Source organism: Vibrio sp. 10N.286.49.C3, assembly GCF_041469545.1.
Lineage (GTDB): Bacteria > Pseudomonadota > Gammaproteobacteria > Enterobacterales > Vibrionaceae > Vibrio > Vibrio tasmaniensis_A.
In genome coordinates, this window is record NZ_JBFRKT010000003.1 from 105,039 (window position 1) to 121,459 (window position 16,421).

Genomic DNA, 16,421 nt, shown 5'->3' on the forward strand with positions numbered 1-16,421 from the left:
GAAGATGACCCTACAATTTCGGATTGAAAAAGACAGCATGGGGGAAGTTAAAGTCCCTGCTGATGCGCTATATCAAGCACAAACTCAACGTGCCGTGGATAACTTCGCGTTTAGTTCGCACAAGATGCCAGCCAGTTTCATTCAAGCACTGGCGCTGATTAAGCAGGCCGCCGCCGATACCAACGCTCAGTTAGGTTTATTAGAAGGTGATATTGCCAACGCGATAGCCGAAGCTAGCCAAGAGATCATTGAGGGTAAACACCTCGAGCAATTCCCTATTGATGTTTACCAAACCGGTTCTGGTACAAGCTCCAACATGAATGCCAACGAAGTGATTGCGACACTCGCTTCAAGAAGCCTGCAAGGAGACGTGAACCCGAATGATCACGTAAACATGGGACAAAGCAGTAACGATGTCGTGCCAACAGCAATCCAAGTCAGTGTCGCTTTGATGGCAGAAAATAAGCTGCTGCCTGCGCTTACCCACCTTTCTGTGGCGCTTACCGTAAAACAGCATGAACTTGCTGAGGTAGTCAAAACTGGCCGTACTCATCTAATGGATGCAATGCCGATTACCTTTGCTCAAGAGCTTGGTGGTTGGAAATATCAGATTGAACATGCCAAGCAAGCGATAGAAAGCAGCTTGCCAGCAGTCAAGGCGCTTGCTCAAGGTGGTACAGCGGTAGGTACCGGGATTAATGCCGACCCACGCTTTGCCGATAAGTTTGCAAGCAACCTGTCTCAATCGACAAAGATCAGTTTTACTTCGAGTGAAAACTTCTTTTTTGACCTCAGCAGCCAAGACGCGATCGTTGCACTGTCAGGTCAGCTCAAAACTGCAGCAGTAGCGATCATGAAGATCTCAAACGATCTTCGTTGGATGAATTCAGGGCCGTTGGCTGGCTTAGGGGAAATTGAGTTGCAGGCTCTACAGCCGGGTTCGTCTATCATGCCTGGCAAGGTAAACCCTGTAATTCCAGAAGCTGCAGCCATGGCGGCGGCTCAAGTAATAGGTAATGACACCACCATTACGATTGCAGGCCAATCGGGTAACTTCCAATTGAATGTGATGCTGCCCGTTATTGCTCATAACGTATTAGAAAGTATAGAGTTGTTAGCAAACAGTTCAGTCGCACTGGCTGATAAAGCGATTTCCACCTTCACGGTACGCCAAGACAACCTCGATTTGGCACTGTCAAAGAATCCAATTCTGGTGACCGCACTTAACCCTGTGATTGGCTACCTAAAAGCAGCGGACATCGCCAAGAAAGCCTACAAAGAGGGCTTACCAATTCTGGATGTTGCCGAAAGAGAAACGGATCTCAGCCGAGAAGAACTTAGCAAGCTACTTGATCCAACCGCACTGACGCAGGGTGGTATTGCGGGCTAGTTAGTTAAAAAGCGAATAGGCATTAACGATCCTTACTGAAACAAAAAAGGCCTCATCCGAGGCCTTTTTTACATCCGTTCATTAATTAGGAATTCGAGCTGATTATTCCTAATTAACTCACCCGATTTAGAACCGCTCTGAGTTTTAGCGGCTTGACGGGTTTAGCGATAAAGCTGAAGCTATTGGCTTTTATTGCTGCCAACATGTCATCGGTTCTATCTGCACTGATAATGACCCCTTCAAAAGAATCTCCAAGGCGTAAACGACACTGCTGCAATACTTCGAGCCCCGTTCTGCCATTATCTAAACGGTAATCAGAGAAAATCACATCCGGCTGCCAATCATCATCGAGACACTTCAAACTTTCGACTAAGTCGACGGCGGTCTTAACCTCACAACCCCAGCGCCCTATCAAGTTCTCCATACCGACCAAAATTTCTCGCTCATTGTCGACACACAGTATTTTCAGGTGCTCGATGTCGCTTGTCGCCATTGGCGTCGAAGCTTGTACAACCGGAGCCACCTGCTCTGCTCTCGCTAAGGTGATGGAAAAGACGCTGCCTTCTCCCGGCCATGAACGCATCGATATTTGATGACCAAGCACATGAGCAATCCCTTTCGAGATAGCCAACCCTAATCCCAACCCTTGATCGGCACGAACTTGGCTGCCACGCGTAAACTCTTCGAAGATCTCTTGTTGCTTGTCTTCATCGATACCGGTTCCGTTATCCCACACATCAATTCGTACCTGACCATTGACTCGTCTCGCACCGAGTACCACTTTTCCTTCAGGGTTATAGCGAAACGCATTCGTTAAAAAGTTCTGAATCACTCGTCTTAATAACTTAGGGTCAGAATGAATAAACAGTGACGATGGAATCATCTGAAACTGTATTTTTTGCTGTGTCGCTAAAGCGCTAAATTCCGCATTCAAATTGGTCAGTACATCATGCACGGCAATCGCATGAACGTTGGTTTCTAATTTTCCTGACTCCAATCGCGAAATATCCAGTAAGTCGCCAATCAGATCTTCAGCCGCACCCAACGCACTTTCGATATGAGAAGAAAGCTGCTTCTCCTCTTGTTCTTTTGCGACCTCAGATAGCGAAGAAGCAAACAAGCGAGCAGCATTTAATGGCTGCATCAAATCGTGACTAACAGCCGCAAGAAAACGACTCTTAGATTGTGATTCTTGGTCAGATATTTGCGTCGCCTTTACCAAACGATGGTTAAGCTTCTCGAGCTCTTGAGTTCGTTCATGGACTCTCGATTCCAAGCTTTCATTGGCATCTTTTAGCGCTTGCTCTGCTTGTCGGAATACCGTGATGTCGGTAAAGCTCATGACGAAGCCACCACTTGGCATTGGGTTACCTTGCACCTCAATCACTCGACCATCAGGACGAATACGAGATGAGGTGTGTCGCGTGCCTTGCTCAAGGTGATAAACACGACGGCGAACGTGATCTTCTGGGTCGCCTGGGCCACATAAACCTTGCTCTGCATTGTGACGAATTACATCTGAAATGGGTCGACCCACCTGAATCAAGCCTGCAGGGAACTCAAACAGTTCTAAGTAACGTTGATTCCACGCCACCAGCCTCATTTGTTTGTCAATTACTGCAATGCCTTGACCAATATGTTCAATCGCACCTTGCAGTAAACCACGGCTGAAATCGTACAGTTCAGAGGCTTCATCAACGATGGTCGCAACTTCCTCAAGCTGCATATTTCTGCCCTGCAAGGCCGAAGTAAGTACTAACTTAGCTGAAGATGCACCGAATACACCAGCGAGCACACGTTCTGCATGTCGAATAAGGCTTGCGGGCGCTTGTTGGTTAGGAAGTAGCGGCTGCCCGTGCTGTTGCCAATAACTCTGTAAGGCACTTTTCGCACGCTTACGCCCCACAAAACGAGACGCCAGCATCTCTAATTCAGCGACCGTCACACGGCTCTGATAGAGGCTGATGTTCTCATTTTCTGGCAGTGGTGTGCCAATAAAAGCAGCCGATTGTAAACGCTCACTTAGGCTTGGTCTGGTCACCATCGAAACCACGGCATAACACAAAGTATTCAGCAAAATACTCAGCACAATCCCCCAGTTTGAACTGCTGATCTCCCAACTGTTGAACAACTCTGGTGGCGTGATAATCCACAGTAAAAGGTTACTTTCACTATCGCCCGCCAGCATGCTGGTTTGGCTCATCAGGGTGATCAGCCAAATCAACGAGCCCACCATTAAGCCGACATAGACCCCCTTGCGGTTGCCCGGACGCCAGTACAAACCACCAATAAGTGCTGGCGCGAATTGAGCAATCGCCGCAAAGGAAAGAAAGCCAATCGCCGACAGTGAGTGAATGGTATCGAGCGCTTGATAGAACAGCCAAGCACCCAATAACAGAAGTAAAATCAACCCGCGTCGAATCACCAGCAACATGCCAGAAAAATGTCGATGGGTTCTTTGAGTTAGGCGCATACGGCGCAGCAGCAATGGCATTACTAAATCATTTGATACCATGATCGCTAATGCGATGGTCGAAACAATCACCATTCCACTCGCCGCTGAAGTACCTCCGAGGAAAGCTAACAAAGCAATGTGATTCGCCCCTTCTGCCATTGGTACACTGATCACGTAAGTATCAGCTGGCATATCAGTAAGCAACCCCTGTCCTGCCCAAGCAATTGGCAGCACAAACAGGCCCATTAAAATCAGATAAAGTGGAAACAACCAGCGAGCGGTATGCAAATCTTGAGGACGTTCGTTCTCAACCACCATGGTGTGAAATTGGCGCGGCAGACAGACAATCGCCAACATAGTCAAAACGGTATGAATAATTAAGGTCGGAATATTGGGCGATTCGTAGGTGGAAGCCGCCACATCAAACAAGTCAATTTTGTCACTGCTCATCGCCAGGTAGATAATAAACAGGCCAACAATCAGGAATGCCGCTAGCTTAACAATTGACTCAAACGCCACCGCCATCATCATGCCACGGTGATGCTCTGTGTTATCGATGTGCCGAGTACCAAACAGCATGGTAAAAATGGCCAAAGCACCGACCACAAACCAAGAGACGTGATAATCCTGATAACCGAAATCAGACGCTAGGTTTGGCGCAACAATATCTAGCCCCATCGTAATACCACGCAGCTGTAGCGCGATATAAGGAAGAATACCGACCACGGCAATCACGGTGACGGCAACAGCCAAGCCCTGAGATTTTCCATAACGAGCCGCGATAAAGTCGGCAATTGAAGTGATGTGTTCACGCTTTGCAATCAGGATCAACCGCGCCAAGATCCGCCACCCGAGTGTAAAGACCAGAATGGGGGCGAGATAGATGGGTAAAAAGGACCATGGGTTATTGCTCGCCTGTCCGACCGTTCCATAGAAAGTCCAAGAGGTACAATACACTGCAATCGAAAGACTATAGATCCATGGGCGCCAACGCGATAGCCAACGAACCTGCCTGTCTCCATACCAAGCGATCAGAAATAACACGCCCAAATAGGCTAAAGAGACTGGAATTACTATCCATCCTTGCATTAAAAACCCTTTTTCATCCATAAAAAAACCTCTCCATAAGGGAGAGGTTTCATTTAACTAAGGATGGGTCATTAACTCAATCGAATCGCTTAAATTCTGTGCTTCAGACTCTAATTATCAGCATTTGCTGTTAGATTCTAATTGTTCCGAACCTGATTGATTAATCTCAACCACTGAACTTCTCTCGTCCAACTTAATGAACAGAGCAAGAGCACCCATCGCGGCCATACCCCAGAAGATGTTTGCCCCCCAAAGCTCATAGCCCCAACCACTTAAGGTCGTCATTAGTGCGATAACAGCCCCCAATGGGATCGCGTTATACAGAGCTTGCAGCGCGACCATTTTATTCTGTTCTTCTGATTGAATGTATTGAATGGCTGCGATGTGCGCCATAGCAAACGTCACACCATGCAGCATTTGCACCATAACCAAGGCGAAAATCGCCGTTGTTGATGCGGTAATCCCCCAACGAGCCATCACACCGATTGCAGCTACCACGAATAGAGTACGCATTGACCAGCCAGAGAATAAGCGCTTACTGAGAGCAAACACAGCCACCTCAGCAACAACGCCTAGGCTCCATAAATAACCAATAATCGCTTCTGAGTGACCGGCTTCTTTCCAGTAAATCGCACTAAAACTGTAGTAAGCCGCATGGCTACCTTGCAGCAACGCCATCAAGGCCAAAAATTTAACCACAGACGACTCACGCAGTAACTCACCTAATTTTGGTCGCACTGCTTGTTTCTCAGATTGCGTTACTGGCATCACGTTAGGGTTTCTCATCGCCAACACTAACGACAACAGCACACCAACAAGCGCTGTATACAAAATCATATCAGTGCCGAACTGTGCGACTAAATAACCCACCACGGTTGAACCCGCAATAAAAGCAATCGAACCCCATAAACGAGTGCGTCCATAGTCAAGCATCTTAAGACGACTGTAATAGTTAGCCATTGCGTCAGAAAGAGGGATAACCGGCCCACAACACAGGTTAAACAATACTGTTGCCAACAGCATCAATAGAAAACTGCCTCCAGTAAAGAAGTGGAAACCAACAAATAACAAGGAGGCGAAGCTCAACCAGCGCAGAGCGGGCAAAAGATTCTCTACGTTATGGATGCGCGGCGTAATCACAAGGTTAGCAACACAGCGAGTCGCAAAACCAATACCAATCAATACACCGATGTCCCCTGCAGAAACGCCTTGGTCTTCAAACCACAACGCCCAAAATGGCAAGTACACACCATACGCAAAAAAGAAACCAAGAAAATACTGAGATATCCATCCGTAAGGAGAGGGGCTAAACATAAATAACCTATAAAGTGTGCGGAAAAAGGCGGCTCCAATTATGCCTATCTAGAGTAGGATGAAAAAGGGAATTATTACTGGGATAGCATTCCTATATTCAATTAGCCTAGATATCACTTATCACTTATCACTTATCACTTATCACCAAGCTATATCACGTTCATCGATATCTAGTCTGCATTTAGACTAAAGTCGTCTGGAGCTTCGCTGGTATTTTGTCAGACTGATTAAAGACTCCCACTTCTTGTGATGCTTATGCCTGAAAAATTTAATATGCAGCACCCACCCTTCGATAGCCTGTCCGATACGGAACAATTGAAGCTTCGCTCTTCATTAGACGTGGTGTATTACCGCTCTCAAGAAGTGATACTGGAAGCAGATAGGCCGAGCAGACACCTGCATATCCTGATCAAAGGAGCCGTTGAAGAGCGCGCGAGCAGTGATGGTGAGATTTACGCACATTACGCCAATGACGATATTTTTGATGTGCGCAGCCAGTTTGAACCTCACACCAAACATCAATATATCGCACTCGAAGACACCTTAAGCTACCTACTGCCTACCGATGTTTTTCTCGATCTTTATCACGCCAATGGTCAATTTGCCGCCTACTTTGATAGTAACCTATCAACACGGAAAGCTCTGATTGAGGCCGCTCAGCAGCAACAAAACCTTGCCGAGTTTATATTGACCAAAGTGGATGACTCTATTTATCACCCACCACTGATTCTTGAGCCAGGGCAACCCATCAACCAAGTCACTCAAATCCTAAAAGAGCAAGGCTTAGACTCGGCGCTGGTGCATTTAGACGACAAAGGCATAAAAGATTTTGGTTCAGGCTCCTTACCGTATGGGATCGTCACACGAACCAATTTATTGCACGCTGTAATGCTCGATAACTTCCCACAGGACGCGCCCGTTGGCGAGATTGCAACATTTCCAGTGATGCACGTAAACCAAGGGGATTTCTTATTTAATGCCATGATTACCATGACCAGAAACCGGGTAAAAAGGTTGATGGTTTGTGACGGTCTAGATGCTGTCGGCATGGTGGATATGACACAAATCCTCAGTGCATTCTCCACTCACTCTCACGTGCTCACTTTGCGTATTGCGCGATCCACCAGCATTGAAGAGCTCGCATTAGCCTCCAACAAACAACGTCAACTGGTCGAAAGCCTACTCAGTAACGGCATTCGCACGCGCTTCATCATGGAGCTAATTTCAGCCGTTAATGAACAGATAATAGAGAAAGCGTTTGAGTTGGTTATCCCACCCGCACTGCATAATCATTGCTGCCTCATCGTGTTGGGCTCCGAAGGCCGTGGAGAACAAATCCTCAAAACCGATCAAGACAACGCGCTAATAATTCAAGATGGCTTGGAGTGGCACCAATGCCAGAGTGCCATGAACGACCTCACTCACACATTGCAGCAATTGGGCTATCCACTATGTCCGGGCAACGTGATGGTCAACAACCCCAAATGGGTGCATTCAGAACAAGAGTGGAAACAAACCCTCACCCGTTGGGTAAAAAAAGCCACGCCAGATACCGTGATGAATATCGCGATCATGGCGGATGCACACGCCGTTGCGGGTAATAGAGAGTTATTAAAACCCGTAAAGCAGCACCTAAGTGATTTGATGCTCGGACAAGAATTGATTCTGACTGAATTCTGCCGACCGGCTCTGAACTTCTCAGTACCCCTCACCCTGTTTGGCAATGTTAAACAATCCAAGTCAGGGCTCGATATCAAACAAGGCGGTATTTTCCCTATCGTGCATGGTGTGAGGGCACTCTGTCTTGAGCATGGTGTCACGGTAAACAACACCTTCGAACGCATTGAACAGTTGGTCTGTAAGAAAGTGCTTGAGCAAAGTACCGCCGATAACCTTAGTGAAGCACTCAAACAGTTCTTTAAGTGGCGCTTAGCCCAAAGACTTTCTCAGCAGCACAGTAGCAACAAGATTAACGTCAAATTGATGGAGCGAGCAGACAGAGACTTACTTCGCCATAGCTTGCATGTGGTCAAAAAATTCAAGCAATGGCTTGGCTACCACTATCAGATACGGGATTAGGCGATTGAACGATGAATAGATTGGTTCGTTATTACTGGCATCATAAACTCAAAGGCTCTACTTATCAGCCTCTGTTTACTGCGCCTGCTAATCACGAATACGTATCTCTCGATTGTGAAACCACCAGCCTCGACCCCAATCAGGCAGAATTAGTCACCATTGCCGCAACCAAGATCATCGGCAACCGAATCATTACCAGCCAACCTTTTGAAGTCCGATTGCGCGCCCCTCAATCGCTCGATTGCAATTCAATAAAAATCCACCGTATTCGCCATCAAGATCTAAAGCACGGCATCGAAGAAAAACAGGCTTTAATCGAGCTACTGAACTTCATTGGAAATCGTCCTTTAGTCGGCTATCACATCCGCTATGATAAAAAAATCCTCGATCGCGCCTGTTTAAAACAGCTTGGATTTCCACTGCCTAACCGATTAGTCGAAGTAAGCCAACTTTATCAAGACAAGCTCGAAAGGCAGCTGCCCAATGCCTATTTTGATCTCAGTATGGACGCCATCTGTCGCCAGCTCGATTTACCTATCCCCGTCAATAAACATGATGCATTACAAGACGCTATCTCCGCAGCCCTGATCTTTGTTCGCCTGAAACATGGTGATCTGCCCCGTTTCAACTCTTCTTATTCTTAATTCAACCACTGGCGCTTCACATAGAGAGCAACATCTCAAAAATGAACTTAACTCGCTATTTTGTAAGTGAAAAGCAGCGTCTCATCCTAAAGTCTAATTGTGGAAATCGCCGTCCTAGTCGAGAGTGATAACACAAAGATGGTTCTGTAATAGACCTAGAAACTGAACACAAAGGAAGTTGCCAGTTCATTAGGAATGTAGGCACAAGGAGAGATGCAATGAGTGAAGCCCACGTTTATCCGGTAAAAGAAAATATTAAATCAACCACACACGCGGATAATGACACTTACCTAGCCATGTACCAGCAATCTGTTTCTGACCCTGAAGGCTTTTGGGGTGAACACGGAAAAATCGTTGATTGGATTAAACCTTTCACACAGGTAAAAAATACCTCTTTCGACCCTGGCCACATTGATATTCGCTGGTTTGAAGATGGCACGCTTAACGTTTCGGCTAACTGTATCGACCGCCACCTTGCTGAACGCGGCGATGAAGTCGCTATTATCTGGGAAGGCGATGACCCGGCAGATGACAAAACTCTAACTTTTAATGAACTACACAAAGAAGTGTGCCTGTTTTCGAATGCTCTGAAAGAGCAAGGCGTGCGCAAAGGCGATGTGGTTTGTTTATACATGCCAATGGTTCCTGAAGCTGCAGTAGCCATGCTGGCGTGTACCCGTATAGGTGCGGTTCACACAGTAGTATTTGGTGGTTTCTCACCAGAAGCACTGTCTGGTCGTATTATCGATTCAAATTCTAAAGTCGTTATCACTGCCGATGAAGGCGTGCGTGGCGGCCGTGCTGTTCCACTGAAGAAAAATGTCGATGAAGCACTGACGAATCCTGAAGTGAAGAACATCGAAAAGGTTGTAGTATTCAAACGTACTGGCGGCGATGTTGCATGGCACGAACACCGCGATGTGTGGTGGCACGATGCTATTGCTAATGTATCTGCAGATTGTCCTCCAGAAGAGATGAACGCAGAAGACCCACTATTCATCCTTTATACGTCAGGCTCAACAGGCAAACCTAAGGGTGTTATGCACACCACCGGTGGTTACCTTGTTTATGCAGCAATGACCTTCAAATACGTATTCGATTACCAAGAAGGCGAAACTTTCTGGTGTACAGCCGATGTGGGTTGGATTACCGGTCACACATACCTTGTTTACGGACCGCTTGCCAATGGTGCAAAAACCATTCTGTTTGAAGGCGTGCCGAACTACCCGAACACAAGCCGCATGAGTGAAGTGGTCGATAAGCACCAAGTTAATATTCTTTATACGGCGCCAACAGCTATTCGTGCATTGATGGCGAAAGGCAATGAAGCCGTTGAAGGCACGTCTCGTGACAGCCTAAGAATCATGGGCTCAGTGGGTGAACCTATCAACCCAGAGGCGTGGGAGTGGTACTACAAAACAATCGGTAATGAGCAGTCTCCAATTGTTGATACATGGTGGCAAACAGAAACGGGCGGAATCTTGATTGCACCGCTACCAGGCGCAACAGACCTAAAACCGGGTTCAGCGACGCGTCCATTCTTCGGTGTACAACCCGCGCTGGTTGATAACATGGGTAACATCATTGAGGGTGCAACAGACGGCAACCTAGTGATTCTTGACTCTTGGCCAGGCCAGATGCGTACCGTTCACGGCGATCATGACCGTTTCGAACAAACTTACTTCTCGACCTTTAAAGGCATGTACTTCACCAGTGATGGTGCTCGTCGTGATGAAGACGGTTACTACTGGATTACTGGCCGTGTTGATGACGTTCTGAACGTATCAGGTCACCGTATGGGTACCGCTGAGATTGAATCGGCTCTAGTCGCATTTGATAAGATCGCAGAGGCTGCGATTGTAGGTATCCCTCATGATATTAAAGGCCAAGCGATTTACGCTTACATCACGTTGAATGATGGTGAATTCCCAACCGCAGAGCTTCATAAAGAAGTGAAAGACTGGGTACGCAAAGAGATAGGCCCAATCGCAACGCCAGATGTACTGCACTGGACCGACTCATTACCAAAAACTCGTTCAGGTAAAATCATGCGTCGTATCCTGCGTAAGATTGCCACTGGCGATACTGGCAACCTAGGCGATACGTCGACACTGGCAGACCCAAGCGTGGTCGATAAGCTGATTGCAGAGAAAGCGGAACTGGCATAAGCAACCCGTTACATTACGTAATTACTGTTTAAAACAGCGCCTTTCTAAACCGTCACCTATGTGGCGGTTTTTTTATGGCTGATCTTGATCTCAAATATCCTCGACAAAATTAAGGCTAAGGCGCTTTTTTGTTAAGTTGGTAACAATCTCACACTCTCTCAATAGGAGATTAGACCAGTAAATTGCTGCGATTTGCGCTGAATTAGCTATAATCTGGTTCTAATTTTTAAATTTGGGTTTTTCTTACTGGAAATTATCCCCAAATTTTCAATAAAATGGCAACATTCACGTTCGTAAACACGATAAAGGAAGATAGCCCCACAATGTCTACAAAGTTTCGCATTCTAGTTTTAAATGGACCAAACCTTAATCTGTTAGGCCTTAGAGAACCTGCACACTACGGTTCTCAAACACTTGACCAGATTATTAGCTCATTGACCGAGCAAGCGAAAACACACGATGTTGAGCTATCTCACTTACAGTCAAATCGTGAGTATGAGCTGATTGAAGCTATCCATAGTGCTTATCAAAATGTTGATTTCATTATTATCAACCCAGCGGCCTTTACACATACCAGTGTGGCGTTGCGTGATGCACTACTTGGTGTTGCTATCCCATTTATTGAGGTTCACCTATCGAATGTTCACGCACGTGAACCATTCCGTCACCACTCTTACCTGTCTGATAAAGCAGAAGGTGTGATTTGTGGCTTAGGTGCCCAAGGTTATCAATTTGCTTTGACAGCTGCGCTCAACAAGCTCAACGCAAAGTAAATAAAAACAACGAACTATTACTAACCTACTCAGTCAAAGAGTAAGTTCAATCAACAGATAAAGAGAAAGAAACAATGGATATTCGCAAAATCAAGAAGCTAATCGAATTGGTTGAAGAGTCTGGTATTTCTGAGCTAGAGATCTCTGAAGGTGAAGAGTCAGTACGAATCAGTCGTAACAGCCCTGTATCTGCAGCGCCTATTCAATATGCAGCAGCTCCAGCTCCTGTAGCCGCAGCAGCACCTGCGGCGGCACCTGTAGCTGCAGAAGCGGCAGCTCCTGCGGTTCCTGCTGGTCACCAAGTTCTTTCTCCAATGGTTGGTACTTTCTACGGCGCTCCAAGCCCAGATGCAAAACCGTTCGTTAAAGTGGGTCAATCTGTAACTGCTGGCGAAACACTATGTATCGTTGAAGCAATGAAAATGATGAACCAAATCGAAGCTGATAAATCTGGTGTTGTAACGGCTATCCTAGTTGAAGACGGTCAACCAGTAGAATTCGACCAAGCTCTAGTAATTATCGAATAATAGAGAGCACTCATTATGTTAGATAAATTAGTAATCGCGAACCGTGGTGAAATTGCACTGCGTATTCTGCGAGCATGTAAAGAACTTGGCATCAAAACGGTAGCAGTTCACTCAACCGCTGACCGCGATCTTAAGCACGTACTGCTTGCTGACGAAACCATTTGTATCGGTCCAGCTCGTGGTATCGATAGCTACCTGAACATCCCTCGTATCATCAGCGCTGCTGAAGTAACGGGTGCAGTTGCTATTCACCCAGGCTACGGCTTCCTATCTGAAAATGCAGATTTTGCAGAACAGGTAGAGCGCAGTGGTTTTATCTTCGTTGGCCCTAAAGCTGAAACCATTCGCATGATGGGTGACAAAGTGTCAGCTATCACGTCAATGAAAAAAGCGGGTGTACCTTGTGTACCAGGTTCTGACGGCCCTCTTGACGACGACGAAGCGAAAAACAAAGCGCACGCTAAGCGCATTGGTTTCCCTGTAATCATCAAGGCTTCTGGCGGCGGCGGCGGTCGTGGTATGCGTGTTGTTCGTACTGAAAAAGAACTAACAGAAGCTATCGCAATGACTCGTGCTGAAGCAAAAGCATGTTTCAATAACGACATGGTTTACATGGAAAAATTCCTAGAAAACCCACGTCACATTGAAGTACAAGTGCTTGCCGATGGTCAAGGTAATGCTATCCACCTAGGTGAGCGTGACTGTTCAATGCAGCGTCGTCACCAGAAAGTTGTGGAAGAAGCACCAGCTCCAGGTATCACTGAAGAAATGCGTAAATACATCGGCGACCGTTGTACTCGTGCATGTCTTGAGATTGGTTACCGCGGCGCAGGTACATTTGAATTCCTATACGAGAACGGTGAGTTCTACTTCATTGAAATGAACACTCGCATCCAGGTTGAGCACACGATTACTGAAATGGTAACGGGTATCGATCTAGTGAAAGAGCAACTTCGCATTGCTGCTGGTCAGCCTCTATCATTCACACAGGATGATATTAAGCTGCGCGGCCACTCAATCGAATGTCGTATCAATGCAGAAGATCCCGTACGTTTCCTACCGTCTCCGGGTAAGATCACGCGCTTCCATGCTCCAGGTGGTATGGGCGTACGTTGGGAGTCTCACATCTACACGGGTTACACAGTGCCACCACACTACGATTCAATGATTGGCAAGCTGATCACTTACGGTGAAAACCGTGATGTTGCTATCGCTCGTATGAAGAACGCATTGGGTGAAATGATTGTTGAAGGTATTAACGTTAATACTGAGCTTCAACTGTCTATTATGAACGACGAAAACTTCCAACACGGTGGGGCAAACATCCACTACCTTGAGAAGAAGCTTGGTCTACAATAGACGCTAGCCTTCCGTAATTCGTTCTCTGTAGAACAGTAATAAATGCTCACTTCGGTGAGCATTTTTGTTTGTAAATACTCGCAATAATCAATTCATCATCCCCATTATATTCCGTGGGGTTTTGGTGAATTTGCTCATATTTTCTGCTAGACTCGCCATCCAATTTTTCTCATATAGAAGATGCAGCCATGCCTTGGATTCAAATCAAGCTTAATGCTACCAATGAAAATGCCGAACAAATCGGCGACATGTTAATGGAAGAGACTGGTGCTCTTTCTGTAACTTTCCTGGATGCACAAGATACCCCTGTATTTGAGCCTCTGCCGGGCGAAACTCGCCTTTGGGGTGATACTGACATTCTCGCGCTTTACGACGCTGAGACTGACACTGGTGTCGTTCTAGCGCAGATTAAAGCAAGCAACATGTTCCCTGCAGACTTTGCTCACAAAGTAGAGCAAATTGAAGACAAGGATTGGGAACGTGAATGGATGGACAACTTCCACCCAATGAAGTTTGGTGAGCGTTTATGGATCTGTCCTAGCTGGCGCGATATCCCTGAACCTGACGCTGTAAACGTAATGCTGGATCCCGGTCTTGCATTTGGTACAGGTACTCACCCGACAACGGCATTGTGTCTTGAGTGGCTTGAAGGCTTAGACCTTACAGGCAAAACCGTGATCGATTTCGGTTGTGGTTCAGGCATCCTAGCGATCGCTGCGATCAAACTTGGCGCGGCAAAAGTTATCGGGATCGACATTGATCCTCAAGCCCTGCTTGCATCAAAAGACAACGCACAACGCAATGGCGTGGCAGAGCAACTAGAAGTGTTCTTACCACAAGATCAACCGGAAGGTTTACTTGCTGACGTTGTTGTTGCCAACATCCTTGCAGGTCCACTACGCGAGCTTTCTGGCATCATTAAAGGTCTAGTAAAGCCAAATGGTGTACTAGCAATGTCGGGTGTTTTAGATACACAAGCGGAAGATGTTGCAACTTATTATCGTGATGAGCTTCACATTGATCCGATCATTGAACAACAAGAATGGTGTCGAATCTCTGGTCGCAAGCAAGGCTAGGTAAGACTTTGGGCGCTAATTGATTGAAATTTAAACGAATTACAAAAACAAATTGTAAATGCTCAAATATTAGTCTTTTCACGCAGCGAAAAAATGCGTAAAATGCGCGCCCTTGCTGGTACAGAACTGTGATGACATTTTTGAAAATCGGAAATTATCAACTTAAGAACAATCTAATCGTCGCTCCTATGGCTGGCGTAACGGATAGACCATTCCGTGAGTTGTGTCTTCGTTACGGTGCGGGGATGGCAGTCAGTGAAATGATGTCCTCCAATCCGAAAGTTTGGAAAACGTCAAAATCTCAGCAGCGTATGGTACATGAAGGCGAATCGGGCATTCGTTCAGTACAAATCGCTGGTGCAGATCCACAGCTTATGGCCGAGGCTGCTCAATTCAATGTTGCTAACGGTGCGCAAATCATCGATATCAATATGGGTTGCCCAGCAAAAAAAGTGAATAAGAAGCTTGCGGGCTCAGCCCTGCTTCAGCATCCAGAACTCATTGAAGATATTCTGAAGGCTGTGGTAAATGCTGTCGACGTTCCAGTAACGTTGAAAACGCGCACAGGCTGGGATACAGACAATAGAAACTGTGTCCAAATCGCGAAAATAGCCGAAGACTGCGGCATACAAGCTCTTGCCCTTCACGGGAGAACTCGCGCTTGTATGTACAAAGGTGAGGCAGAATACAAACACATTAAAGCAGCGAAACAAGCAGTATCTATTCCGGTTATCGCTAACGGTGATATCGATAGTCCGGAAAAAGCGAAGTTTGTGCTGGAGTACACCGGCGCTGATGCTTTAATGATAGGTCGACCTGCCCAAGGGCGTCCTTGGATTTTTAACGAAATCCTACACTATTTGGAAAACGGCACCACGATGGACCCACTCCCGATTTCGGAAGTGAAAGACATCATGCTTGGTCATGTGCTCGCTCTACATGAATTTTATGGAGAGTTTTTAGGCCCTCGCATCGCTCGTAAGCATGTGGGTTGGTATCTAAAAGAGCATGAACAAGCGAGTGAGTTTCGCCGTACCTTCAACGCATTCGAAGCAGGTGATCTGCAGCTTGAAGCGCTAGAAGGTTTTTTTGATAACGTTGCACCATAATTACGAGAAGAGCTAGACCGAATATGTTCGAACAAAATCTGACTTCAGAAGCATTGACAGTAACTACAGTTACATCACAAGACCAAATCACGCAGAAGCCACTACGTGACTCAGTTAAAGCATCATTGAAAAATTACCTTGCTCAATTAAACGGTCAAGAAGTCAGCGAGTTATACGAATTAGTATTAGCTGAAGTTGAACAGCCACTACTAGACACTATCATGCAGTACACTCGCGGTAACCAAACTCGCGCAGCAACCATGATGGGTATTAACCGCGGTACTCTTCGCAAGAAACTTAAAAAATACGGCATGAACTAATCGTTCTTTCGTAATTTATTGAATTAGAAGCCGAGCTCTTTATTGAACTCGGCTTTTTTTTGTTTATATGGCAACAAGCGAACAATTATCAATCAATTAATGAGATGTAACGATTGAT

General features: G+C 46.2%; 12 protein-coding genes. 10 read left to right on the plus strand and 2 right to left on the minus strand.

Going from position 1 to position 16,421, the window contains the following annotated elements:
• Nucleotides 1-4 precede the first annotated feature (4 nt).
• Complete coding sequence (locus AB4180_RS01670) at nt 5-1,390, plus strand: lyase family protein (RefSeq protein WP_102250550.1); 1,386 nt, start codon at nt 5-7, stop codon at nt 1,388-1,390.
• 112 nt (nt 1,391-1,502) lie between these two features.
• Here AB4180_RS01670 and AB4180_RS01675 read toward each other — a convergent pair whose 3' ends face one another.
• Both AB4180_RS01675 and AB4180_RS01680 read right to left on the minus strand, forming a co-directional pair.
• The gene (locus tag AB4180_RS01675) at nt 1,503-4,934 is read right to left on the minus strand and encodes a PAS domain-containing hybrid sensor histidine kinase/response regulator (protein WP_241909296.1); all 3,432 of its coding nucleotides are present in this window, start codon (nt 4,932-4,934) and stop codon (nt 1,503-1,505) included.
• Nucleotides 4,935-5,051: 117 nt separating this feature from the next.
• Nucleotides 5,052-6,248 carry a 3-phenylpropionate MFS transporter gene (locus tag AB4180_RS01680; RefSeq protein WP_012604984.1) on the minus strand — a complete coding sequence of 399 codons (1,197 nt, stop codon included), beginning with the start codon at nt 6,246-6,248 and terminating at the stop codon, nt 5,052-5,054.
• Nucleotides 6,249-6,497: 249 nt separating this feature from the next.
• On the opposite strand from AB4180_RS01680, the gene AB4180_RS01685 reads away from it, so the two are divergent.
• The 9 genes from AB4180_RS01685 to fis all read left to right on the plus strand — a co-directional run bounded on the left by AB4180_RS01685 (nt 6,498) and on the right by fis (nt 16,303).
• On the plus strand, nt 6,498-8,327 hold the full coding sequence (locus AB4180_RS01685) for a DUF294 nucleotidyltransferase-like domain-containing protein (RefSeq protein WP_041472936.1): 1,830 nt from the start codon (nt 6,498-6,500) through the stop codon (nt 8,325-8,327).
• An 11-nt stretch (nt 8,328-8,338) separates the two neighbouring features.
• Nucleotides 8,339-8,971: a 3'-5' exonuclease gene (locus tag AB4180_RS01690; protein WP_009844694.1), complete on the plus strand. Its 633-nt coding sequence runs from the start codon at nt 8,339-8,341 to the stop codon at nt 8,969-8,971.
• A 218-nt stretch (nt 8,972-9,189) separates the two neighbouring features.
• On the plus strand, nt 9,190-11,139 hold the full coding sequence (gene acs / locus AB4180_RS01695) for an acetate--CoA ligase (RefSeq protein WP_009844693.1): 1,950 nt from the start codon (nt 9,190-9,192) through the stop codon (nt 11,137-11,139).
• A 323-nt stretch (nt 11,140-11,462) separates the two neighbouring features.
• Nucleotides 11,463-11,912, plus strand: a complete 450-nt coding sequence (aroQ, locus tag AB4180_RS01700) for a type II 3-dehydroquinate dehydratase (protein ID WP_009844692.1) — start codon at nt 11,463-11,465, stop codon at nt 11,910-11,912.
• 74 nt (nt 11,913-11,986) lie between these two features.
• On the plus strand, nt 11,987-12,439 hold the full coding sequence (gene accB, locus AB4180_RS01705) for an acetyl-CoA carboxylase biotin carboxyl carrier protein (RefSeq protein ID WP_004729736.1): 453 nt from the start codon (nt 11,987-11,989) through the stop codon (nt 12,437-12,439).
• 15 nt (nt 12,440-12,454) lie between these two features.
• Complete coding sequence (accC, locus tag AB4180_RS01710; protein ID WP_009844691.1) at nt 12,455-13,798, plus strand: acetyl-CoA carboxylase biotin carboxylase subunit; 1,344 nt, start codon at nt 12,455-12,457, stop codon at nt 13,796-13,798.
• A gap of 188 nt (nt 13,799-13,986) precedes the next feature.
• Nucleotides 13,987-14,874 (plus strand): 50S ribosomal protein L11 methyltransferase, encoded by an 888-nt coding sequence (prmA, locus tag AB4180_RS01715; protein WP_102250548.1) that lies wholly within the window; start codon nt 13,987-13,989, stop codon nt 14,872-14,874.
• Nucleotides 14,875-15,014: 140 nt separating this feature from the next.
• Nucleotides 15,015-15,983 carry a tRNA dihydrouridine synthase DusB gene (gene dusB / locus AB4180_RS01720; RefSeq protein WP_009844689.1) on the plus strand — a complete coding sequence of 323 codons (969 nt, stop codon included), beginning with the start codon at nt 15,015-15,017 and terminating at the stop codon, nt 15,981-15,983.
• A 23-nt stretch (nt 15,984-16,006) separates the two neighbouring features.
• The gene (gene fis, locus AB4180_RS01725) at nt 16,007-16,303 is read left to right on the plus strand and encodes a DNA-binding transcriptional regulator Fis (protein WP_004729744.1); all 297 of its coding nucleotides are present in this window, start codon (nt 16,007-16,009) and stop codon (nt 16,301-16,303) included.
• The last annotated feature ends 118 nt before the right edge of the window (nt 16,304-16,421 follow it).

Bases quoted from the DNA above. Each gene is read 5' to 3' on its own strand.
- AB4180_RS01670 (WP_102250550.1), top strand. From the start codon at position 5: ATGACCCTACAATTTCGGATTGAAAAAGACAGCATGGGGGAAGTTAAA.
- AB4180_RS01675 (WP_241909296.1), bottom strand. From the start codon at position 4,934: ATGCAAGGATGGATAGTAATTCCAGTCTCTTTAGCCTATTTGGGCGTG.
- AB4180_RS01680 (WP_012604984.1), bottom strand. From the start codon at position 6,248: ATGTTTAGCCCCTCTCCTTACGGATGGATATCTCAGTATTTTCTTGGT.
- AB4180_RS01685 (WP_041472936.1), top strand. From the start codon at position 6,498: ATGCTTATGCCTGAAAAATTTAATATGCAGCACCCACCCTTCGATAGC.
- AB4180_RS01690 (WP_009844694.1), top strand. From the start codon at position 8,339: ATGAATAGATTGGTTCGTTATTACTGGCATCATAAACTCAAAGGCTCT.
- acs (WP_009844693.1), top strand. From the start codon at position 9,190: ATGAGTGAAGCCCACGTTTATCCGGTAAAAGAAAATATTAAATCAACC.
- aroQ (WP_009844692.1), top strand. From the start codon at position 11,463: ATGTCTACAAAGTTTCGCATTCTAGTTTTAAATGGACCAAACCTTAAT.
- accB (WP_004729736.1), top strand. From the start codon at position 11,987: ATGGATATTCGCAAAATCAAGAAGCTAATCGAATTGGTTGAAGAGTCT.
- accC (WP_009844691.1), top strand. From the start codon at position 12,455: ATGTTAGATAAATTAGTAATCGCGAACCGTGGTGAAATTGCACTGCGT.
- prmA (WP_102250548.1), top strand. From the start codon at position 13,987: ATGCCTTGGATTCAAATCAAGCTTAATGCTACCAATGAAAATGCCGAA.
- fis (WP_004729744.1), top strand. From the start codon at position 16,007: ATGTTCGAACAAAATCTGACTTCAGAAGCATTGACAGTAACTACAGTT.